Annotated in this window: 20 protein-coding genes; 9 read left to right on the top strand and 11 right to left on the bottom strand. The window is 58.0% G+C overall.

Translation table 11 applies throughout. From position 1 onward, the window contains the following. Window positions 1-32: 32 nt before the first annotated feature. Window positions 33-464 carry a SufE family protein gene (locus RBB47_RS25795; RefSeq protein ID WP_305988787.1) on the bottom strand — a complete coding sequence of 144 codons (432 nt, stop codon included), beginning with the start codon at window positions 462-464 and terminating at the stop codon, window positions 33-35. A gap of 273 nt (window positions 465-737) precedes the next feature. Continuing rightward, window positions 738-1,190, bottom strand: a complete 453-nt coding sequence (locus RBB47_RS25790) for a DUF5330 domain-containing protein (protein WP_305988786.1) — start codon at window positions 1,188-1,190, stop codon at window positions 738-740. Window positions 1,191-1,576: 386 nt separating this feature from the next. Here RBB47_RS25790 and RBB47_RS25785 point away from each other — a divergent pair, with 386 nt between their 5' ends. The 3 genes from RBB47_RS25785 (at window position 1,577) to RBB47_RS25775 (ending at window position 4,477) form a co-directional block, all read left to right on the top strand. Then, window positions 1,577-3,253, top strand: coding sequence for a hypothetical protein (locus RBB47_RS25785; protein WP_305988785.1), 1,677 nt, complete (start codon window positions 1,577-1,579; stop codon window positions 3,251-3,253). 8 nt (window positions 3,254-3,261) lie between these two features. Then, window positions 3,262-4,011 carry a peptidoglycan-binding protein gene (locus RBB47_RS25780; RefSeq protein WP_305988784.1) on the top strand — a complete coding sequence of 250 codons (750 nt, stop codon included), beginning with the start codon at window positions 3,262-3,264 and terminating at the stop codon, window positions 4,009-4,011. 85 nt (window positions 4,012-4,096) lie between these two features. Beyond that, window positions 4,097-4,477 (top strand): DUF1491 family protein, encoded by a 381-nt coding sequence (locus tag RBB47_RS25775; protein WP_305988783.1) that lies wholly within the window; start codon window positions 4,097-4,099, stop codon window positions 4,475-4,477. A gap of 12 nt (window positions 4,478-4,489) precedes the next feature. On the opposite strand, the gene RBB47_RS25770 is transcribed toward RBB47_RS25775, so the two are convergent. Then, a complete protein-coding gene (locus RBB47_RS25770; protein WP_305988782.1) occupies window positions 4,490-5,653 on the bottom strand; it encodes a DUF2336 domain-containing protein in 1,164 nt (387 codons plus the stop codon). Between the two features lie 192 nt (window positions 5,654-5,845). Between RBB47_RS25770 and RBB47_RS25765 the strand changes: the two genes are divergently transcribed. The 3 genes from RBB47_RS25765 (at window position 5,846) to RBB47_RS25755 (ending at window position 8,755) form a co-directional block, all read left to right on the top strand. Continuing rightward, entirely contained in the window at window positions 5,846-6,055 is a 210-nt protein-coding gene (locus RBB47_RS25765; RefSeq protein ID WP_305988781.1) for a hypothetical protein, read from the top strand. 80 nt (window positions 6,056-6,135) lie between these two features. Then, window positions 6,136-6,999 (top strand): hypothetical protein, encoded by an 864-nt coding sequence (locus tag RBB47_RS25760; RefSeq protein ID WP_305988780.1) that lies wholly within the window; start codon window positions 6,136-6,138, stop codon window positions 6,997-6,999. 184 nt (window positions 7,000-7,183) lie between these two features. Beyond that, a complete protein-coding gene (locus tag RBB47_RS25755) occupies window positions 7,184-8,755 on the top strand; it encodes a tetratricopeptide repeat-containing sulfotransferase family protein (RefSeq protein ID WP_305988779.1) in 1,572 nt (523 codons plus the stop codon). 34 nt (window positions 8,756-8,789) lie between these two features. Here RBB47_RS25755 and RBB47_RS25750 read toward each other — a convergent pair whose 3' ends face one another. The 3 genes from RBB47_RS25750 to RBB47_RS25740 are packed head-to-tail and all read right to left on the bottom strand — an operon-like array spanning window position 8,790 to window position 12,234. Beyond that, window positions 8,790-9,350: a hypothetical protein gene (locus RBB47_RS25750; protein ID WP_305988778.1), complete on the bottom strand. Its 561-nt coding sequence runs from the start codon at window positions 9,348-9,350 to the stop codon at window positions 8,790-8,792. Continuing rightward, window positions 9,347-10,036, bottom strand: coding sequence for a DUF1214 domain-containing protein (locus RBB47_RS25745; protein ID WP_305988777.1), 690 nt, complete (start codon window positions 10,034-10,036; stop codon window positions 9,347-9,349). Before RBB47_RS25745 ends, RBB47_RS25750 begins: the two co-directional genes overlap by 4 nt. After that, the gene (locus tag RBB47_RS25740; RefSeq protein ID WP_371932858.1) at window positions 10,033-12,234 is read right to left on the bottom strand and encodes a transglycosylase domain-containing protein; all 2,202 of its coding nucleotides are present in this window, start codon (window positions 12,232-12,234) and stop codon (window positions 10,033-10,035) included. The genes RBB47_RS25745 and RBB47_RS25740 overlap by 4 nt, the downstream gene beginning before the upstream one ends. Before the next feature lie 266 nt (window positions 12,235-12,500). Between RBB47_RS25740 and RBB47_RS25735 the strand changes: the two genes are divergently transcribed. Then, a complete protein-coding gene (locus RBB47_RS25735; protein ID WP_305988776.1) occupies window positions 12,501-12,980 on the top strand; it encodes a YcgN family cysteine cluster protein in 480 nt (159 codons plus the stop codon). A 5-nt stretch (window positions 12,981-12,985) separates the two neighbouring features. On the opposite strand, the gene RBB47_RS25730 is transcribed toward RBB47_RS25735, so the two are convergent. From RBB47_RS25730 to RBB47_RS25715, 4 genes are all read right to left on the bottom strand, one after another. Further along, window positions 12,986-14,476: a transglycosylase SLT domain-containing protein gene (locus tag RBB47_RS25730; RefSeq protein WP_305988775.1), complete on the bottom strand. Its 1,491-nt coding sequence runs from the start codon at window positions 14,474-14,476 to the stop codon at window positions 12,986-12,988. Window positions 14,477-14,567: 91 nt separating this feature from the next. After that, window positions 14,568-15,083 carry a DUF3833 family protein gene (locus RBB47_RS25725; protein ID WP_305988774.1) on the bottom strand — a complete coding sequence of 172 codons (516 nt, stop codon included), beginning with the start codon at window positions 15,081-15,083 and terminating at the stop codon, window positions 14,568-14,570. Window positions 15,084-15,150: 67 nt separating this feature from the next. Next, a complete protein-coding gene (locus RBB47_RS25720; protein ID WP_305988773.1) occupies window positions 15,151-16,155 on the bottom strand; it encodes a P1 family peptidase in 1,005 nt (334 codons plus the stop codon). 53 nt (window positions 16,156-16,208) lie between these two features. Continuing rightward, window positions 16,209-16,727: a flavin reductase gene (locus tag RBB47_RS25715; protein ID WP_305988772.1), complete on the bottom strand. Its 519-nt coding sequence runs from the start codon at window positions 16,725-16,727 to the stop codon at window positions 16,209-16,211. Window positions 16,728-16,942: 215 nt separating this feature from the next. Between RBB47_RS25715 and RBB47_RS25710 the strand changes: the two genes are divergently transcribed. Continuing rightward, the gene (locus RBB47_RS25710) at window positions 16,943-18,046 is read left to right on the top strand and encodes a branched-chain amino acid ABC transporter substrate-binding protein (RefSeq protein ID WP_305988771.1); all 1,104 of its coding nucleotides are present in this window, start codon (window positions 16,943-16,945) and stop codon (window positions 18,044-18,046) included. 72 nt (window positions 18,047-18,118) lie between these two features. Here the strand turns inward: RBB47_RS25710 and RBB47_RS25705 are convergent, their stop codons facing one another. Further along, entirely contained in the window at window positions 18,119-18,712 is a 594-nt protein-coding gene (locus RBB47_RS25705; protein ID WP_305988770.1) for a YceI family protein, read from the bottom strand. A 387-nt stretch (window positions 18,713-19,099) separates the two neighbouring features. Between RBB47_RS25705 and RBB47_RS25700 the strand changes: the two genes are divergently transcribed. Further along, on the top strand, window positions 19,100-19,552 hold the full coding sequence (locus RBB47_RS25700) for a L,D-transpeptidase (RefSeq protein WP_305988769.1): 453 nt from the start codon (window positions 19,100-19,102) through the stop codon (window positions 19,550-19,552). The last annotated feature ends 103 nt before the right edge of the window (window positions 19,553-19,655 follow it).

Here is a 19,655-nt window from a genome sequence, read left to right as displayed (position 1 = left end):
TGACCGCGAGGCTTATGTCCCGGACCTGGGGATCAGGCAGCTGCCAGTGCTCCCTGCGCATCTGTACGAATGCGTCCGACCATAGACCGGAGCCCGTTGGACCTCTGGGGCGTCAGGTGATCCTGAAGGCCAAGCTTGGCAAAAATGCTCTCAACATCCGTATCGAGAATATCCTGCGCCGTTTTGTCGTTGAACAGGGATGTAACAATCGCAACGAGACCTTGAACGATCAACGCATCGCTGTCGCCTTTGAAACTCAGCACCGGTTTTCCGTCCTGTCCAGGCGTGACCGTGGTAATCAACCAGACCTGCGACACACATCCGCGCACCTTGTTCGCATCCGTGCGCTCAGCGGCGCTCAATTCGGGCAACTCCTTGCCCAAATCGATCAGATATTTGTAACGGTCTTCCCAATCGTCGAGAAAATCGAACGTCTCAAGAATTTCGCTGATGCTTGTTGTCATGTCACCGGTCTTTGAAGGTCTGTTTCGCCTTCATATAACTCGCATCACTGAAAGTGCAAATATTGGATCCGGTGCAGGTTCTGCTGTTTGGAAAGAAGTCTGTTTGAAAAGAAAAATACGCCGCAGATGAAATGGGCAGCTATCCATCTGCGGCGCAGCGGAACGAGCCGCTGAAGTTTAGCCGTCGCTGCTGCGGTCTCACAGCATCGCACTAGCGAAGTGAAATCTTTGGCATTCCGGACAAGGCAACAGCTGGAACTGTGGCCTTGCCGCTCAGGAGTTGCGGCCTGAGCGCGGCTTGGGTCTGGGGACGGGCCCTTGAGCCGTCTCCACCTTTGACAGTGTTTTTTGAACTGGAACCGGAGGCAGGAATGCTTGCGTTCCGGTTTGGACGGCAAGCGGACGTTCCGTTGCGGTTGAACCGGTCACCAGCACGTCACCAGCCGGATCGTCAGTGATCTGCGTGTCCAGGAAGTCAAAGACAATGCGGGCACCGTCCTTGGCGCGGCTGCCGATGACGGTCAGTGCATTGCCTCCGGTTTCACAAGCTTGCGGATTGCGGCTACAAAAACCGCCAATGTCTGAAACCGTTGCCTGCGCGGCTATAAAGGCGGACACCGGGTCCACAGCCGCGGTCTGTTCTGCCGGGCGCTCTTGTTCCGAACCGAGCGGAATCAGAACGAGCACCAAGGTGAGCCAAAAGGCCGTCCTTAGAAGAAACAACATATCGCTACCCATAGTCTGTTCAGAGTTGCGTACCTTTTTTTGCCGGCACGCTTGTTATGATCAGACCCTAGCAGAGACATAAGAATGTCCGGTTGAGTGCGTCAGAGCAATTTTCATAAAATAAATCAGGTATTTGAATAGAGTTTTCTGAAAGATTGATTCAAATTTTATCTAATTGGGCGCAACGCACTGGATCATGAGGGTTTTTCAGTTTTTTCGCGCCTTTGGATTCATCCTTTATCGTTCATTAAGCGCTCCAGCCGACAATGACCACACAGGAGTTGTAAGCGGAAGAATCCGCTAGTGTCGTGTGGTAGTATAGAGTGCGTAACCTTCTGAATAGTATTGGGAAATTCTGGAAGCTCTGGTCCGTTCGCGTTGATGGAATGATTCATCCGCTTGCTGCGGCCGATACATTTCAGGCGCCGCTGCACCGTTCTTTCCTGATCGGATGCCTCATAAGCGGCTCCACCGCACTCGTAATTCTGCCCTTGCACCTGGCGTTTGCCGGCGCTCCGCATGCCGCAACGACGCTGGTGCTGGCTTGGATGCTAAGTCAGTGGCCGCTTGCAAACTATCTTTCACGCTCCGGCGCGCTTAACCGGGCAATCGGAATTTCGTCGACATTGTTTGCAAGCTTTGTCGCGGCCTTTTGTCTGGTGACAGGTGGAAGCAATTCTTTCGCACTTCTGTGGCTCCTCGTGCCACCGATAGAGGCGGCTCTTTCAACAAACCGGAAAATAGCTGCCGGGGTCTCGGTCTTGTGCCTTACACTTCTGGGCGGCTTGTTCCTGTTCTCTGCCAATGTACAATATGGCGGCGTTCTGCCACCTGAAGCTCAGGTTTTGATGACGCTTGGGGCTCTCATCTATGTCGGACTGCTCGCCGTCCGGATATCGTCGGACCGCGGTCATGCGCTGCGAGTGATCAAATCTTCGGTGCAAAGGCAGGAGACGGCCTGTGGCAGTGTCTCCGATGCGCTGTTTGAACTTTCGCAAACAGGCCGCCTTTCTACGATCGGCGGGCCCATCGGCAAATATTTCGGGGTCGTGCCCAAGGAGAGCGATGAAGACTGGCTGTTCCATCGCCTCCATGTCGCCGACCGCCCGCTTTATCTTACGCAGCTTGCGTTCGTACGGGTTGGAGAAAACGTCCCGTCGTTTCCTGTGCGCCTTCGCGTTGGTGCCGCAGAGCCCGGTGAAGCCGGGCGCGCTCGGTTCCAGCGGTTCGAGATGCGGCTCAAGCCGGTGGCCGGCAATGAGCAGCGTGCGCATTCAGGAACGATCGTGCTTACGCTCAGCGAGCGTGAAGATAATGGCATCCAGACTGTTGCGCCAACGCTGGCCAACCTGCAGGATGCCCTGAGCAACGCTTACGGCAGTGCCCTTGAAGAGGCGGTTGATACAGTCCGTTCAGAAGCTTCGGACGTCGTCGATCTGACGGCCAGGGTAGAAAGCCGGGACGATGTGCTTTCTGAAGGTTGCTTCGACCGGATGGCGAGGCAGCTCGAGGAAGTGGGGCAAACCGGTGCCGACTCACTCAATGCCATATTGGACCTGGTGCCTGACGCGCGTACCGGCACGGAAACGGATTATGGCCGGGTCGATATCGCAGCCTGTCTGGATCATAGCTGCAATCTGATGCGTCCACTTGCCGACCGCCTCGGCGTTGGTATTGAGCTGGAAGCAAGCGCAGATCTCCCGGAAGCGCTTTTGGACCGGAAAAAGTTTAGGCAATCCGTGCATCTCCTGTTGTCCGATCTGGTTGAATCCGTCGGTGCCGGAGCCGTCGTTCATGTCAGGGCCTCTCAGCAGTCGCAGGGGCTGCAGGTGAAAGTGACGGTCTCAAATCGGATGTCCAACCCGGGCCGGAACGCGGAAGGCTTGAACCTCGTCCTGGAACGGGCTGCCACGCTGCTTGCTGAGACGAGCGCGCATCTCGAAACCCGATCCGAACCGGGGAGTGGGGAAAGCATTATCATTCAGGTGCCCGTTCGCGCGAGCAGACCGGAGCATCCGCCCGTGCCGAATGAAACAAACAAGCCTTTGGCGAAAACGGCATAGGCGACGATATGGCAAGAGCAAAGAAAAAGAACGAAACTCAGAAGACATCTGAAACCATCATGGCAAGGGCCGGACATATCGCGCTGGACAATCCGGTCGCGGCAGGAGGGGCGGTCGTCATGGGCCTGACAGCCTGCCTGATCATCGCCAATGCGATCGGCTTGCAGCCTGGCCGCCATCCGGCTCCCATTTTTGCAACGCGCGACCGACCCGAAGCACCGCGGCTGCCGGAACCGGACGATCGGCGGAGCGGCTTGCAGGTTCAGGAAATTTCCACTCTGGTCCTCGATCTTCAAATCTCGCTGCGCAAGATCGGGCTCTATGAAGGTCCGCTGGATGGGCTCAGCGGTCCGGCCACCGAGCGCGCGATACGGGCCTTTGAACGCCGGTCCGGACAGGCGGAAACCGGCGAAGCCAGCGAAGCTTTGCTTGCTCTGATCCTTTTGCATGGCGATGCACCTCAGGCCTCCTTCGTACCGGTACCGCGTGCCAAACCCGGATCTTCAGGTACTGTTATGCAAGTCGAAGACCGCGTTGCGTCTGCGGACGTGGACACGGATCCGATGCTGATGAGAATTCAGAAAGCTCTTTCCGAACTCGGTTACGGACCACTGAAGGCAGACGGGGTCATGGGGGCCAACACGACGGCCGCCATCAAACGTTTCGAACTGGACCGCGGCTTGCCATTGACCGGGGAACCGGGGCCGAAAACGATCGAAAACCTTGAGATGATCAGCGGCCGGTCCCTGTCCGGGTAATTGCGGCGGCGCCGGTTCTGGCGTAAATCCCAAATCAGATAAGACTTGGAATGTGCTGCCCGGCGCGGGTGGCGCGGGTAGGTAGATGCGGGTTACGTCAGAGTTTTTTGTCAGCGCACTTGTCCGCCGGATATTCGGCGAAGGAGGGTTTGCGGCTGTCTCAAGGCGCGGTGCGGAGGAAGCCGGCGCAGTTTTCGTCAGCGTCGACCGCCTGGACGGTACTTTCGACCTTTATGGGCCAGCGCCTCAAGCCATGTTCAGCGACCAGCCGCAGGGGCGTTTGTTTGAAGCGGTGTTCTCGCAGACCGACCAGCCGACCATCGACGAGCGCTTGAAGCGCGAAGCCCGCATGGACCCCGACTTTTGGCTCGTTGAAATCGAGGCGCGCGACGGCAAAGTAGATCTGCCGCTCGCACAGGAAGACGAAAAGTCGGATGATCCGGGCGCTGGCTTCTTCAAGACATGACGCCAGAACGGCCTAATTTTCAGCCGAATTCGTGAACCGGATTTTCTTGTCGGCGTTTTTGCTGCGGCCAAAGACCGGTTTGGCCGATGCTTTGCGGCCGCCTGCCTCCTGGTACTGCGAGGAGTAATGCGCATTCGTTTTCTGAACGCCCTGGTCGTGCAGCAGCCACTGGCTCACGAGGGCTTCCGCCGCTCCGTGGGTGAGTGTCCTGTGCATGCGCAACAGGCCACGAAGGTCCGAGAGCTGCGTTTCGTCACCGAGCAGCCGGACCAGAATTGTGGTTGTCTGAAACTCCGGAAGGCCGAGCGCTTTCAAGGCAATCGTCAGGCCTTCGCCCTGATCGCTGCGCAGAAGAAGGTCGCAGGTTGATCGCGACAGGCCAAGGCCCTGGCCGAGAAGATCGGCAAACCGGGATCTGTTCTGATTGAGCGCTTCCTGAACCAGGGCTTCCTGGATCCGGAGACGGTTCTTGTCGGGTCGCTGAGACATGTTTCCACCTGGTGTCTGTGCCTGTTTGACGAGGCTGGTCATTTCAGCAGCGGCAATCGCCTGCTTCTTCAAAGGTGCCGGCAAGTGTAGGAACTGACCCATGAGGCCGTCGGGATTGAGAGCGTCCTGACCGGCAAGTTCGAGGCCGAGAGTCGCGATGATTTCGCTTCTTCGGCACAGTTTGGCCTGATGGGTTTTGCTAAGGGTGATGTCGTCCCGCTCAAGCAGAATCGCGATGACGCTCGCTTCAGCATGATCGCAAAGGACCGAGATGATCGATTCGCGCAATGAGGGGCGGGTGGCAATGGCCTGCCTGGAGATTTCAGGACCGTTCTGTGCGATCGAGGCAAGGAGATCCACAGAAAGCCTCGGGCTCTTGCGAAGTGCCGGCGCGGCAGTTTCGGGGTCTTCGTCCCGTGCCAGGCGCTCTTGCAAATCGTCCGGAATTTCCGGGTGGCCAGCAAGTAGGCTGGAGATCCGCCGGCGGTCCTCGACCGGTGTGGACGGAAGCAGATTTCGGGCGAGCTCCAGAAAAATCCTTTTTTCTTCAATGTCATGCGGCTGCCGTCCAACAAAGAATTCTGTCGCCGGAAGCAAGACCTGCCGGGCGGGCGCTGCCGTGGGCCTGGTGCTGGAGACCTTTTTTGAAGGAGGCTCATTGGGATTGAAACGTTGGCTCTGCCGCATGACACCCGTCTACGAAATACAAAAGACCGATCGACCGTCGAAACTTGTTTCCTTCAAATTGCAGCAAAAGCGTTAGCATGCTGTTAACCCTGACAGCTTCTTAATGAACTCGCAGGAAGTAATGCGTCGCCCGTTTGACCGTTTCCGCTCGGTAATACGCCGTTGAGGAGACCGGAACCGAAGGAGGAGACGATGGGCACTTTGTTGGATTTTGCATCCGCTCAACGGCCCGCTGCGCGTGTGGGCCATCGTTCCAGACAGGAACAGTCGGTGGGACGGGAGAGCTTCGGCGAAGTTATCCTCTTCCCAGGTGTCCGATATGAGCGTCACGACCTTGATCTTGCCGCACGAATCAACACCATCGGAAAGGCAGCTGGACCTGCTGGTTCCGACAAGGACTGACGGTCCAAGCCTCTCCAGCCGCGTTTGGGCGGAACATCGCCCGGGCAAAGACAAGAACATGCGGTTCGGAGATGTGCCCGATGGGCAATGGCAATGCGGCATTACATTGCGCCGCCTCGATGAGAGGAGGGGCGCTCAGCGTCAGACAGGGCATCCTGTCAATCGCTCTTGTTGCCATTTGTCTTTGTCTGTCCGCGTGCACGCGCCCGACCGGAGACTTTGACCGGGCAGAACCATCGGTCATTCATGATGATCTTATGCCGGCGGTTGGAGAAAACGCGGCGCGTCTGCGCGGCGACCCTGTCTCCAAGTTCAACTACACCAACGACGAAAAACTGCTCCGTGATCGCGGCTGGACGCTGATCCGTCCGCCCTGGACCAAGGACTGGATAGGCGGAACGATGGTGGAGCTGTCGCGCACGCGCGTGCTGCCTGAGACCGAAGGCCGGGTTCCCCCAGATCTCTATCTCATCTATCTGCGCTCAGACAAATTCCGGTCCTCGGATGCACGTTACGACAAAATCGCTTCCGACGCGTCCGGCGACGCAGAACTGGTCATGCCCTTTTGCGAGGTGGCGCTTCGGGTACAGAAGGCGGACGATGAACGCCTGAGAGTATTGCGCAACCAGCCGGTGACCACTCAGGAAACCTATGACGGTGCGAAAGCCAGGGTTTGGGAAAACCGGGTCATGACCAAATGGGTCGGACAGGCGCTGCGCTACCGTATCATCGCCTACAAAAAAGCTCTGAAGGGGCTGGAGATCGAAACCCCGAGCGAGAACCGCGTCTGGAAGGTCAACAATGCCATCCGGGAACTGGAAGGGCAGGTGCGTCTTGCCGAGGCCAGCTGCGAGGCGGGCAGTCTCTACGCGCAGGAGCAACCGGCCAAACGCTCACGCATTTATACTGGCTGGAGCACGGAACGGCCTCCCGTGACCAAGTAAGTCGTCGATCCGTACCCGTCGCCAGGCAGCCCTGGTCAGATTAATAATGCGCCTCTAGCAGATTGCACTTTTCCGGGCACAGCATTATTGCATGGGTTAGATGAAGCGGCCGGGTCAGTCGCGAAATCCGATGCCGGGCAAACCGCCGCGATTGCCGGCGGACCACAGTTTTTCAGGAGACTTCATGAATCAGGGTGTGACACAGCTAGTGCAGGAAGCGCTGAGCCATCAGCATGCCGGGCGGATTCCGCTCGCGATGACCTTGTTCGAAGAAGTTTTGCGCCTTGATCCGCGCAACCCACAGGCCAATTTCTCGCTCGGTATTGCAGCCTATCAGGAAGGCAGGATCGGCCTGGCGATTGAACGGTTTCAACTCGCGGCCAAAAAGGCCGGGAAACACCCGCAAGTGCATCAGCTGCTCGGAATTGCGCTGATGAATTCGGGTGACCTCGACGGAGCCATGGCGTCCCTGAAAAAAGCGGTGTCGCTCGCCCCCAAGGAAGCGGACATGCACGCCCAGCTTGGGGACGTTTATCGGATCAAGCGGATGCCCGTGCTGTCGCGCCAAAGCTATGACCGCGCGCTGAAGCTCGATCCGGAAAACGGCTACGGTCTTGTCGGCATGGGACAGCTGGAGATCTCGGTCGGCAATATCGACGCCGCCATCGTCTGCTTCGAAAAGGCCATTGCTTGCAAGAAGGAATTGCCCACGGCTTTTCAGTGTCTCAGTCTGGCCTGTTCCTTCAAGGAAAAGCCGAAAGAACTCGATCAGATCGAAGCTCTTATTGCCGATGGCGTGCCGCGTCCGGGACCTGACCAGGCCAATCTGCACTGGGCAGCGGGCAAGATTTACCAGGACATTGGTGAGACCCCCCGTGGCCTTGAGCACTATCAGAAGGCGCGGCAGCTCCATTACCCTCCGTTTGATGCAGGGGCTTACAAAGCCCGCATCGATTTCATGAAAGACGTTTTTGACGAAGACTATTTTGCCAGCCGCGCAGACGTTGCGGAGGGGTCCGAGAAACCGGTCTTTATCTTTGGTCTCCCGAGATCGGGCACCACGCTTGTGGAACAGATCATCAGCCGTCATTCGCGGGCTGCGAGCGGCGGCGAGATTTCCTTTTTCCGGCACCTGCAGGAGGATATGGGTCTCAAGGGCAAACCAAGCGCGGCGCTGGAAACCCGTTTGAAGAACATGGAACCCAAGGAATTCAAGCGGATCGCCCGAAAATACCTTGCCGTGCTGGATGGCGTGAACCGCCGGGCCGACCGTGTTACGGACAAGATGCCCCACAATTACGAAATGATCTGGCTGATGAGCCTGCTTTATCCCAAGGCAGCCTTCATACATTGCTACCGTTCACCCGCCGATACCTGCATTTCGCTGCTCTCGCATCCCCTGTCTCCGGCGCACAATTATGCGCTGACACAAGAGACTGTCGGCAACTACTACCGTACCTACATGTCCTTGATGGACCATTGGGAAAAGGTGGTGCCCGTTGAAATGCACACGCTCACCTACGAGACCCTAGTCGACAACCAGCGGAGCGAAAGCGAAGTCCTGTTGGCGAAGTCCGGACTGGATTGGGAAGACGCGTGCCTGGAGTTTTACAAGAACGAAGGTCCGGTTACGACCTTTTCCAACACCCAGGTGCGCAGGCCGATCTTCCGGTCTTCGGTCGGCCGCTGGCATGGCAAGGAAGCGCACTACAAGGAGCTGTTCGACGCCCTCGGTCCGCTGGCGCCACAGCAATAACTGCAGCCTCAATAACCGGCGCCAAAGTTCCTGTTCAGCCGATTGTGCCGCAACTCGCGTTCTGAAGGGCCCGGTCGACAACGTCGGCTCTGGCCTCATCCGGCGTGTAGGCCCTGAGCAACGCAAAGCCGCTGATCTCGCCGGTTTCGATCACGATCAGGTCTTCGAGATTTTCCGGCGGGTTCTCGCGCAGGATCGACAATTGCGGGGATGTGAGCACCAGCATTGACAGGCGTTCGGCACCCGCTGTGCGGTTGTTGAGGCTGTAAATGGCTTCTCCGGCGGAATTGAAGAGGCCGATTGACCAGAATGACGTGGGGATGCTGGCGTCAAACAGCACCGGTCCATCAGACAGCTGAAACCTGCAGGCCGCATGTTTCATGGCCGGATCGAGATCCGGCAAAGCCTCTTCGCCCGGGTGCACATCCGGAAGCAGGTTGAACTGGCGGTCCGGGCCGTGGGTTGCCACGTTGTCATAGGCGCTGTGCCGGACATTCAGCGGAATGCTCAGCACCACGAGAATGTGAATGATGGTCGCCAGGAACAGGATTGCCACAATCGTGAGCGTGAGCGTGAAGCGCGGTGACAAGGTCATGGACAGCCCTGCCTTTCGATTACCGGCAGGCTGACCCCGTCCAGTGCGGCGCCCGTCGTGACCGGGGCATCATAAAGGCGCAAGACGAAACGCAATCCATCGCTCGCATTTGCGCTTGCAGCCAGTGGCAGCCAGTTTCCCGAATGTGGCCGGCTGGCGGCGTTGATAACGAATGTGCCGTCGGTCTCACGCAGCAGGTTCTGGCTGTCCAGGTGAACCCGGCCGGGCAGTGTCTCGACAAGTCGGCCGTTGCCGTCCGTAACCGTCAGCGTCCACAGCCTTGCCGCCGGGGTCTGGCCCGAAATCCGATAGATGCAGGTAGGATCGAGAAGATGCCCCCGGTCGTCCTCGCGGGCGACCATCGCCAGTCCTTCACCCGACGCCAGCGGAATCACGGCGCCGCGCGTATAGATGGCGACCGAATACGGGTCGGCTTCTGACGTGCCGGCTTTTGGATAGGCCCGCCACGATCCTATGGTGACCGCATTCAAGGGTTGCTCCCGCTCGATCATCAAATAAGCGGAGCTGATGCCGATGAGGGCTGCAGAAACGAGAATTATGGAAAGGAGCACCAGCGTCCGAATTGGATGACTTCGGTGAGGCCGGATCGCGCGCGGCAGCTCCTGCTCGTACCAGTCCGCTTCGCCGTATCGCGTGCCGTTCGTGCCCGATGCCGTGTCGGTCATTGCGCCGCCGCGAAATCGGTTGTTTCGGTGCCGGATCCGGTTTCTGCTTCGGCACTTTCCTGCTCGATCAGGCGCCTGAGATCACGGCCGATCCCAAGCAGCAGCCCCTGCGTGCTTCGCTTGAGGACACGGGGCTGCGAGAACACCGTTTTCTTTTCTGCGACATTCGTGCTGGCTGGTCTGGAAAGGCGGGGCAGGGACTCTGGGTCGACACCCGGCATCCCGGCAAGCTCGATACCGTTATGCGCATAGGCCATATAGAGCTGCCAAGTCATGGCCGGAAGGCTGCCGCCCGTAACGCGCCGCGTCGACGTGAAGTCGTCGTTCCCGACCCAGACCGCGGTTGAGAAGTTTCCGGTGTAGCCGACGAACCAGGCATCCCGGTAGGCGTTGGTCGTTCCGGTTTTGCCGGCCGCAACGACACCGTCGATCTGAGCGCGGCGCGCCGTACCTGCCTCGACCACGTTGACCAGGATACTGTTCATCATATGGACCTGCTCCTCGGGCAGGACGCGCTTCGGCTCGATCGATTCATCGCGCTCACGCCGGTACAGCAACTTGCCATCGCTGTTCCTGACTTCCAAGATCGCGTAAGCGGGTGCGGCGTACCCTCCGTTGGCGAAGGTTGAATAAGACGAGGCCATGTCGATCGCGGTCACTTCCGATGACCCGATGGGCAGTGATATCGAGTTCTCCAGCTCATGGGTCAAACCCATCGCATAACCCGTCTCGATGATTTTATCCCGTCCGAAATCAAGCGAGAGGCGGACCGGAATGGTGTTGATGGATCTTGTCAGGGCGGTCCTGAGTGTTACCGGACCGCGATAGCTGCGGTTGTAGTTTTTCGGAGACCAGTTTCCGATCCAGATCGGCCGGTCGGGAACGATACTCTCCGGTGTGTACCCATTCAGGAAGGCCGTCATGTAAACGAACGGCTTGAAGGAAGAACCCGGCTGACGCAGGGCGTTGACGGCGCGGTTGAACTGGCTCTCGCCATAAGACCGGCCGCCGACCATCGCGACGACGGCGCCGTCCGGGATCATGGAGACCAGGGCCGCTTCCTTGGCATCGCGCAGTTTGCCGTTTTCGCGCAGGATTGTCTCCACCGCGAGGTCTGCCTGACGCTGCAACGCGGGATCAAGTGTCGTGCGTACGGTCACGATGCGGTCACGCGCGAGCGCCGGGTTTCGGCGGGCAAGTTTCTTGACTTCCTCCAGGGCCCAGTCGAGGAAATATTCGGGGAGCTGGTCCTGGGACCGGTCGACAGCAAGCGCGGGATTTCGGCGTGCGCCGATGACCTGTCCCTCGGTCAGAAGTTCGGCCTGAACCATGTTGGTCAGCACTTCGTTGGCCCTGGCGCGCGCAGCCGGCAGGTTGATGTGAGGCGCATATTTTCCGGGCGCCTTGTAAAGACCTGCAAGCATGGCGCTCTCGGCCAGTGTCAGTTCGCGAACATTCTTGTTGAAGTAAAATTCCGCGGCCGCGGTCACACCAAACACGCCGCCGCCCATATAGGCCCGGTCCAGATAAAGCTTCAGAATTTCCTGCTTGGTGAGATTGGCTTCCAGCCACAGCGCCAGATAGGCTTCCTTGATCTTTCGGCTGAGGCTGCGTTCGTTCGTCAGAAACAGGTTCTTTGCAAGCTGCTGCGTGATCGAGGAACCGCCCTGGACCACTCCGCCGGCCCGTGCGTTTTCCACCATTGCCCGGAACGTGCCGACGGCATCAATGCCGAAATGGAAGAAGAACCGGCGGTCTTCGGTGGCGAGTGTCGCCTTGACGAGTGAATCGGGAATTTCCTCCAAAGGCACACTGTCGTTGAGAACGATGCCCCGGCGGCCGATTTCCTGGCCGAACCTGTCCTGGAATGTGACCGCAAAGTCGTCCGTGGTTTTCCAGTCGGCGTATCGGGTTGCTTCAAAGGCCGGTTGGGCAAAGGCAAGGACAACCACGAAGCCGGCAACGCCCAGGGTCAGGCCTTCCGAAGACAATTCCGCGAGCCCGCGCCAGATCCCCTTCGCCCGGAACCGCCGCAAGAACGCATCGTAGCCTTCGAACAGCCGGCGGAAGCCTGAACCGGTCTTCCAAAGGGCCGTGTCGACCAAGGCGTCGATCGATAGAAAAAACCGGCGGATACGCTGCCCAAGTCGAGGGCGCGCATTATCTGCGGAATCATTCGATTGCGGCTGTTCTGTCACGCGAGCAGTCTCTCCGGATCAATCTTCTCTCAAACCAGGGTTAGGACCCAATTCTGCCGCCAAATCAACATCGTCTAAGCATCGCACCCTAACGCTTTTTGGCGGAAGAGAAAACTGGTCTTCAAAGGCTTTAACTATTGCTCCCAGTTTATTGATCCTGCTTCTTGAACGCAAAGGCTAACGCAGGGTGATTTTCCATTGCTGTTGCCGCAGGAGATGTTGCGTGATAGGCGCTCAAATCCAGACACAGGGAACTGACCCGGCCAATGGACATTCACAGCAGCGAAGAAGACACTCCTTACTGGAAAAGCAAATCCCTCGAGCAGATGACGCCTGCCGAATGGGAGGCGTTGTGTGACGGCTGCGCGCGTTGCTGCCTGAACAAGCTTGAGGACTGGGATACCGGCGAGATCGTCTGGACGAATGTTGCCTGCACACTTTTGGATGGCGAGAGCTGCCGCTGCAAGGACTACGACAACCGGGCTGCGACAGTTCCGGACTGCATTCAGCTTACACCTGGTGAAGTCCGAACACTGACGTGGCTGCCGCCCACGTGTGCCTACAGGCTGGTCGAAGAAGGCAAGGATCTCTACTGGTGGCACCCGCTGGTGTCGGGCGACAGGGAGACCGTTCACCTTGCGGGAGTATCGGTGCGCGGAAAAACCGTACCGGAAGACGGCATCGAAATCGAAGACTATGAAAATCACGTTGTGATGTGGCCCGGCGAATTGCCGTCGGGCGATTAATCCGGCTATTTGGCGGTGTCCGCCTTTTCAGCGGCAGTGCCGGCCTGGCGCTGCTTCCGGTCGTTATGGAAGACAACGTAGTACTGATAGATGTTGCCGACATATTCGACCGGCTGGCGCCCGACACGGGCAGCGACAATCCACTCCACGTTGCCGAACCACTTGTTGGGGTCGTAGCCTTCTTTGCTGGCCTGATCACGGAATTTTCCGAAGCGGCTTGGTCCCGCATTGTAGGCAGCAAGCGCAAAGAATGTCTGGTCTGCCGGGACATGGGCCAAATCAGGAAAGTACTGGTCGGCGATATAGCGCAGATACTTCACACCCGCGTGGACGTTTTTGTCCTCGTCCGTTGCAATCCCGTTGATGTTTATCGGATTTCCTTCGGCGGTCGAAGGTTTGATCTGCATGAGGCCAACAGCCCCGGCGCGGCTGTGGGCCTTCGGATCGAATTTCGATTCCTGAAAGCTTTGTGCGGCAATCAGCAACCAGTCGAAGTCGTATTCCTCGCCGTACTTCCGAAAAAGCTTGGTGAACTTTTCAAGGCTGGCCTCGTAAGTCTCGTCACGCATGTTTCTGAGGTATTCGGCTTCCTTCAGGTACCGCTTGAACAGCAGGTTCCCGACCAGCGTGCCTTTTTTCACCGTGTCGACAAATCCGTTGATGACCTTCAGGAGATCAGGAGCATCGCTGCGGACGGCAATCGCGATTTCGCCGTCTGTGCGAACGGCGGCCTCGGGGTGCAGCTTGAGACCGTCAAGGACCTCCAGCCAAAGCTCTGCCTTGTGCTGGTCCACAATTGTCGTCGGGAATGTGCCAGCCGCAACCATCTCCAGGATATCTTCGTCTTCCAGGCGCTCGTCGGCCAATTCAACATCGACGGTTTTCTTGCCGTCCCGCGCCAGCTTTCGGTTCAGCGCTTCCAGGCTCTGGTAGTAAGACGCGGATTTGCGGACATAGACAGAGCGGCCGGAAAGGTCTGCCGGTGACGTCATTTCGGGCACGTCGCTCGTCGTCACGGGAACCTCGTGCACGTCTTTCAAGAGCGGCCTTGAAAACGTCGCCAGTTTCTTGCGTTCGTCGGTGATCGTGAGATTCCCGATGGCGATGTCACCTCGGAATTCGGCCAACTCGGAAAACAACTTGTCCCTCGGTGTGGGGATAAGCACGATCTCGAAGTCGCGGGTTTTCTTGCCGTAGGTCTTCTCCAGGTATTTCTCGAACTCCATCATCAGTTCGGCAGAAACACCTCGTTGAACGCCCTTGTCGATGAAAAACCCGGTTTTTGAGAAGGGAATGAGAACCCTGAGAAATCCGCGCTCGAGTATCGCATCGAAATCGCCCTTGAAGGGACGCCGGAGCGTCTCTTCGAGCGTGTCGGCAAGTTTGGTATCGGCAGCCCGAGCTCCGCTCTTGCTGATTGTGACTTCACCAAACAAAAACAGCGCAAGTATCAAGAATGTGTTCGCGAAATAAATCGCGCGAAATTTTATAAACATACCGCCCCCAAAAGAATAACTCCTTCAGAAAGCTAATCGTAAGACATGTCTTTGATCAAGCTTGAAGAGCTGGCAATCAGGTTCCTTTAAGTCACTTTTTGAAGATCAGCTCGACAGTGCCTACCGTAAATCCGCCCTTCGTCACCTTTGCGGTGTTCTTGACAGTTCGGCGGTCGACCTTCGTAAGCGTGTCGTCGAAGCGCAGCAAGAGGGGCCCGTTTTCGGTTTCAATCTCTGCGATGTAGGAGAACCTCAATGCGCCGCTGTCATCGGTTGTCACGTTGGTGGGTGCGATCACATCTGCCCGTTGCCCGACGTAGCGTCCGTCAGCCACCTTCTGGAAGAACCAGGTCTTGGTGTCTCTTTCGCCATCTTCATAGACAAAGTCCTCGCGCAGACGCAGGGTGAAGGTTCGCTGGTTCCAGGTGCCGTTTAGGTAGACCGTGAACGGCCGGTAGACGCCCGCCAGCTTGCTTTCAAACACACCCTTGCCGACGGTCTTGCCGCGGAAGAAAGATTCCAGAACCAGTTGTTCCGCTAAAGAAGGTGCCGCCGGAATGACGGACAGGCAGAGGGCGAAGAGGAGGGCAGTGCGGAACCGTTTCATTTGGCAAGAGACCTTTTGAGCTGATGCTTTGCTCAGGGATACGGTTCCTGCCGGTGTTCAGATTGGATCAGGCCCCGAATTTCTCCTGCCAGGTCGGTACCGGATCTCCCACGGCTGGCGTGGCATTGTATATGCCGCGTGCAATCGCCCTTGCGAGGCAGGACGCTGCAGCCGCGCCAAGACGCACCATGTCTTCCAGCCCGCTTTCCAGCTTTTTCTGGCCCGTTGAAAGTGCAAAGACGAGATCACCGTCGAGCGGTGTGTGTGCCGGCCAAAGGGCCCGCGCAAGGCCGTCATGCGCCATGACCGAAAGGCGTTTGGCCTCACTCTTTGTGAGCACCGCGTCGGTGGCCACGGCGGCAATCGTCGTGTTTGCGCCGGCTTTCAAAGCATCGAGTTTTGTCCGCACATCCACGGCGTCGAGAGGGAAGGGATGCGCCATCCCGTGCCCGCCGAATTCGTCGCCGATTTCGAACGGAGCGGCCCAGAAATGGGGGCTGTCACCGATCGTCGCGCGGCCAAGCGCATTGACGGCAACAATCGCGCCGACGGTGACGCCGTTATCGAGTACCTGCGACGCTGACCCCAGCCCGCCCTTCAGGTTGGCAGTGGTTGCGCCTGTGCCGGCACCGACGGAGCCGAGAACAAAGTCATCCGAAATCGCATCCAGTGCCGAACGGCCAAGGTCCCGGTAAGGGGCAGCCTGTCCCCAGCTCTTGTCGCCGCCGTTCAAGAGGTCGAATAAGATGGCGGTCGGAACAATCGGCACGCGGACAGGACCAACCTCGAACCCGTAGCCCAAGTCTGCGAGCCGGCCTTGAACACCAGCGCCGGCATCAAGGCCGAATGCCGAGCCGCCAGCCAGAACGATCGCATCGATCTTTTCGACCGTCTGTTCTGGTTCCAGAAGCGCAATTTCCCTGGTTCCGGGAGCACCGCCATGGATGGCGACGGACGCAACGGCAGGCTCGTCCGGCACGAGCACCGTCGCACCGGATTTCAGCTCCTGATCGGAGGCATTTCCGACCTTGAGGCCTGGAACGTCGGTAATGAGATTTCGGGGGCCGGGCATGAAACGCCTTTCCGAAATTGCGGGAAGAGAAGCTCAGTTTGAGCCGAACAGGCTCAGGTGTCGAGGCTTTTGTAGCCACGCCGGACATAAAGAAGGGACCGCCCGGGGTCGGTCATGCGCAGGTCGACCACCGTTCCGACAATGATGGAATGCGTGCCCATCTCTGATACGGAGAAAATCTCGCAATCGACGCTGAGCCTTGCGCTGTCGAGAGCCGGACAACCCGTGGCAAGATTGGTCCATTCACCTTTTTCAAACCGTTCCGCCATGTCCAAATTCTTGCGGCCCGCAAACGCATCCGAGATTTCCTGGTGGTCGTCGCCAAGTGTATTCAGGCAAAAGCACCGGTTCTTGAGAACAGCCTCGTGCATGCGTGTCTGCCGGTTCAGGCAAACCAGTATGCTTGCCGGATCGTCGCTCACGGAGCAGGCGGCGGACACCGTTGCCCCGAGCCTGCCACCGTCGCCGTCCGTCGTTACCACATGAACGGCGGCAGCAATGCGGCTCATCGCCTCGCGAAAGCTCTGTGTATCAAGGGGAAGCCGGGCCTGCTCTGAGGTCGGTGTGGACATTTAAACTGCTCCTGGAGCCGACGGCGGAATCATCGCCTTTCCGGTTCATGACGGGAGTTTAGACACACGCTCATCCCGTGCCTAGGAAAAAGAGGCAGCAAACCGCGTTGCCACGGGACCCGTCTTTCGTGCCTCTTTTACGGTCTGCTCATTGAGATTCACGCCGACCGGCGATAGGGATTGTTGAACGTTTTTGCAAAGCTCTGGAGAACCGGATGACCTATCGCCAGATTGCGGCCTGCGCTGCGCTTGTTGCCGGCACCGTTGTGTCCACAACAACGCATGCCGACATTGCGATCGCCATCGCCGGTCCGATGGAGGGGCAGTTCCGCGATCTCGGGCTTCAGATGCGAACCGGCGCCGAGCAGGCGGTCGCTGACATCAATGCAGTGGGGGGTGTCAACGGTGAAATGCTGGTTCTGGAAATTGCCGACGATGGTTGCGATGCGGACAAGGCGGTTGCGGTTGCCAATCAGTTGATCGGGAAAGGCGTCGTCTTTGTCGCGGGGCATTTCTGTTTCGGGGCTTCCATTCCGGCCAGCGAAGTCTATTCGGAAGCGGGTATCGTCCAGATTTCGCCTGCGACGACCCTGCCGAAATTCACCGATGATCGGCCCGGCAAGGGTACATTCCGGCTCGCGCCGCGCGATGACCAGCAGGCGCAAGTTGCGGGGCAGTACCTTGCCGACAATCACTCCGTTGATCGCATTGCATTTCTGCACGACAAGACCGCGTACGGAAAGGGATTGGTCGACGCGGTCAAGGCCAAGATGAACGCGCTGGGTGTCAATGAAAGCCTGTCGCTTGGGTTTGACGCAGGCGAAGACGACTATCGATATCTGGTTTCACAGCTCGGGCTTGAAAATGTCGGCGTCGTTTTCCTGGGCGGCTATCATCCGGAAGCCGGACTGATCAAGCTGGAACTGGAGCGGCAGGGATTGGATACCTTGCTGGTTTCGGGCGATGCCCTGATGACCGATGAATTCTGGGCGGTTTCCGGTCCGGCGGGCAACGGGACGCTTCTGACTTATCCCATGGATCCGCGCGATGTTCCTGAAGCAGCTTCTGTAGTCAGTGCTTTGGAAGGAGACGGCAAGTCCGCGGATCGCTATGTCTTGACCACATACGCTGCAATCCAGGCCTGGGCGCAGGCGGCAGAACAGGCCGGGAGCACCGGCCTGGAGGACGTCGCCGCGGTCCTTGGCGATGCAGAGTTCGACACGATCCTCGGACGGGTCCAATTCGACGGCAAAGGGGACAGCAACCTGCCGGCGTTTGTCATTTACGAATGGCGCGACGGGGCACCTCGCGTGCAGTAAGAGGTCCATGGAATCAAGAAAGCACGCAACTTTTGCATGCGTGCTTTCTTTGAAAACAGGGGTGAAGGGCGATCAGCCGCGGCGGCCCGTTCCGCTTATTTTCAGGTTCACCTTGTCGGCGTAGATCGGAAGCCCCGCTTCCATACCGAAAAGGCTGCGGAAAAAGCCGCCTGAAACTTCAAAGCCGACGTTGCCATTGCTTCTGGTGTCGGAAATCTTCACGGCAAGTTTCGTGTTTTTCCGTTTGCCGCGCATGGACAAGACACCCTCGACCTCGGCTGAGTACTTGCCCGTGATGCGAATTCGCGTGCTCTGGAACTTGGCGACCGGATATTTGGCGACGTCAAACATGGCAGAGCTTTTGAGGAAACCTGTGACCTTGTCGTTGTTGGTCTGAACGCTGGTCATGTCGATCGTCACGTTGACACGGCTCTTTTCAGGCCGGTTCTGGTCAAGGATCATCTTTCCGGAAACGTTCCCGAATTCGCCCTGCACCGGGCGGCCACCGAGAACTCGGACGGAAAAGCCGGTGGCAATGTTCGCAGGGGTGAGGTTGTAGGAGCCGGTGATCGTGCCCGCAGTGGCAGGTAGCGCGAGCGTTACGAGCATGCTGAGGCCGGCAGCGGCCTTGGGCAAAGCGGAGAATTTAGAACGAATGGGCGGCATTTCAGGGTTCCTTCCTTGAAGCAGGGTATGCGCGGCTTGCATCGGCATTTTCACCAGGGGTGAAGTGTCAGCTTTGCTTGCTGTTGACCCTTCGAAGAATGGTTTTCCCAGCGCCCAGGGCATAGTGATGCGCGACACACCCAAAACCCATACACGTTCAGGTTACGCCTTGTGTGCTGACCCGGATCTGGCTGCGGCCGACCCCGAAACGGTCAAATTGCCGAGATTTGAGCGTTAACCTTTTGTTAAGAAATTGAAGACCGCAGGTTCAAAGGGACGGTTCGAAGCGCTATTTTTCCCTGAAATCAGGGAAGTATCATGGGTTTCAATTCCTGTTACCGGATTGGGCTGTTTGCGGTCGCACTCAGTTTGTTGAGCAATAGTCAAATGCCTGCGATGGCGGCCGAATTGGTCGGGTTTTCCGATCACAGGTTCCGCCCGGGGACGATCGTGATCCGCAATTCCGAAAAACGGCTGTATCTGGTTTTGCGGGGCAAGAGGGCGATCCGATACAAGGTCGCGGTCGGAAAGCCCCGCAAGGCCTGGACCGGGCAGGCACAGATCACGGCGAAATATGTGAAACCGGACTGGTCGCCCTCGGCAGAAGTGCGGCGCGACTTTCCGCATCTTCCAGCGGTGATCGCAGGCGGTGCGCCCAATAACCCGATGGGTGTTGCCGCGATGACCTTGTCCAACGGCAATTATGCCATCCACGGGACCAACAGGCCGGGATCGATCGGACGAGCGGTTTCCTATGGTTGTATTCGAATGGCCAACCACGACATCCAGGACCTGTTTCAGCGGGTGGGCATCAGAACGCCGGTGGTGGCGCTGCCTTAGGTCGTCCCATCTTCATCAGGAAATTGCCAGGCTGTCACAGGGACAGCTTGCCGCATTTAGTTTCGAATATATGAAAGTATAGTGAGTGCCGGGTCCTCTCCGG

The sequence above is a fragment of the Roseibium sp. MMSF_3544 genome, from assembly GCF_030732845.1.
Lineage (GTDB): Bacteria > Pseudomonadota > Alphaproteobacteria > Rhizobiales > Stappiaceae > Roseibium.
Note: the sequence above shows the minus strand (reverse complement) of the source record. Positions and strands in the feature narration are given on the sequence as shown.

Coding starts and splice junctions, on each gene's coding strand:
- RBB47_RS25745 (WP_305988777.1), bottom strand. CDS start 10,036: ATGACCGACACGGCATCGGGCACGAACGGCACGCGATACGGCGAAGCG.
- RBB47_RS25765 (WP_305988781.1), top strand. CDS start 5,846: ATGGGCACTTTGTTGGATTTTGCATCCGCTCAACGGCCCGCTGCGCGT.
- RBB47_RS25795 (WP_305988787.1), bottom strand. CDS start 464: ATGACAACAAGCATCAGCGAAATTCTTGAGACGTTCGATTTTCTCGAC.
- RBB47_RS25735 (WP_305988776.1), top strand. CDS start 12,501: ATGGACATTCACAGCAGCGAAGAAGACACTCCTTACTGGAAAAGCAAA.
- RBB47_RS25730 (WP_305988775.1), bottom strand. CDS start 14,476: ATGTTTATAAAATTTCGCGCGATTTATTTCGCGAACACATTCTTGATA.
- RBB47_RS25785 (WP_305988785.1), top strand. CDS start 1,577: ATGATTCATCCGCTTGCTGCGGCCGATACATTTCAGGCGCCGCTGCAC.
- RBB47_RS25720 (WP_305988773.1), bottom strand. CDS start 16,155: ATGCCCGGCCCCCGAAATCTCATTACCGACGTTCCAGGCCTCAAGGTC.
- RBB47_RS25715 (WP_305988772.1), bottom strand. CDS start 16,727: ATGTCCACACCGACCTCAGAGCAGGCCCGGCTTCCCCTTGATACACAG.
- RBB47_RS25780 (WP_305988784.1), top strand. CDS start 3,262: ATGGCAAGAGCAAAGAAAAAGAACGAAACTCAGAAGACATCTGAAACC.
- RBB47_RS25760 (WP_305988780.1), top strand. CDS start 6,136: ATGGGCAATGGCAATGCGGCATTACATTGCGCCGCCTCGATGAGAGGA.
- RBB47_RS25770 (WP_305988782.1), bottom strand. CDS start 5,653: ATGCGGCAGAGCCAACGTTTCAATCCCAATGAGCCTCCTTCAAAAAAG.
- RBB47_RS25790 (WP_305988786.1), bottom strand. CDS start 1,190: ATGTTGTTTCTTCTAAGGACGGCCTTTTGGCTCACCTTGGTGCTCGTT.
- RBB47_RS25705 (WP_305988770.1), bottom strand. CDS start 18,712: ATGCCGCCCATTCGTTCTAAATTCTCCGCTTTGCCCAAGGCCGCTGCC.
- RBB47_RS25755 (WP_305988779.1), top strand. CDS start 7,184: ATGAATCAGGGTGTGACACAGCTAGTGCAGGAAGCGCTGAGCCATCAG.
- RBB47_RS25725 (WP_305988774.1), bottom strand. CDS start 15,083: ATGAAACGGTTCCGCACTGCCCTCCTCTTCGCCCTCTGCCTGTCCGTC.
- RBB47_RS25775 (WP_305988783.1), top strand. CDS start 4,097: ATGCGGGTTACGTCAGAGTTTTTTGTCAGCGCACTTGTCCGCCGGATA.
- RBB47_RS25750 (WP_305988778.1), bottom strand. CDS start 9,350: ATGACCTTGTCACCGCGCTTCACGCTCACGCTCACGATTGTGGCAATC.
- RBB47_RS25700 (WP_305988769.1), top strand. CDS start 19,100: ATGCCTGCGATGGCGGCCGAATTGGTCGGGTTTTCCGATCACAGGTTC.
- RBB47_RS25710 (WP_305988771.1), top strand. CDS start 16,943: ATGACCTATCGCCAGATTGCGGCCTGCGCTGCGCTTGTTGCCGGCACC.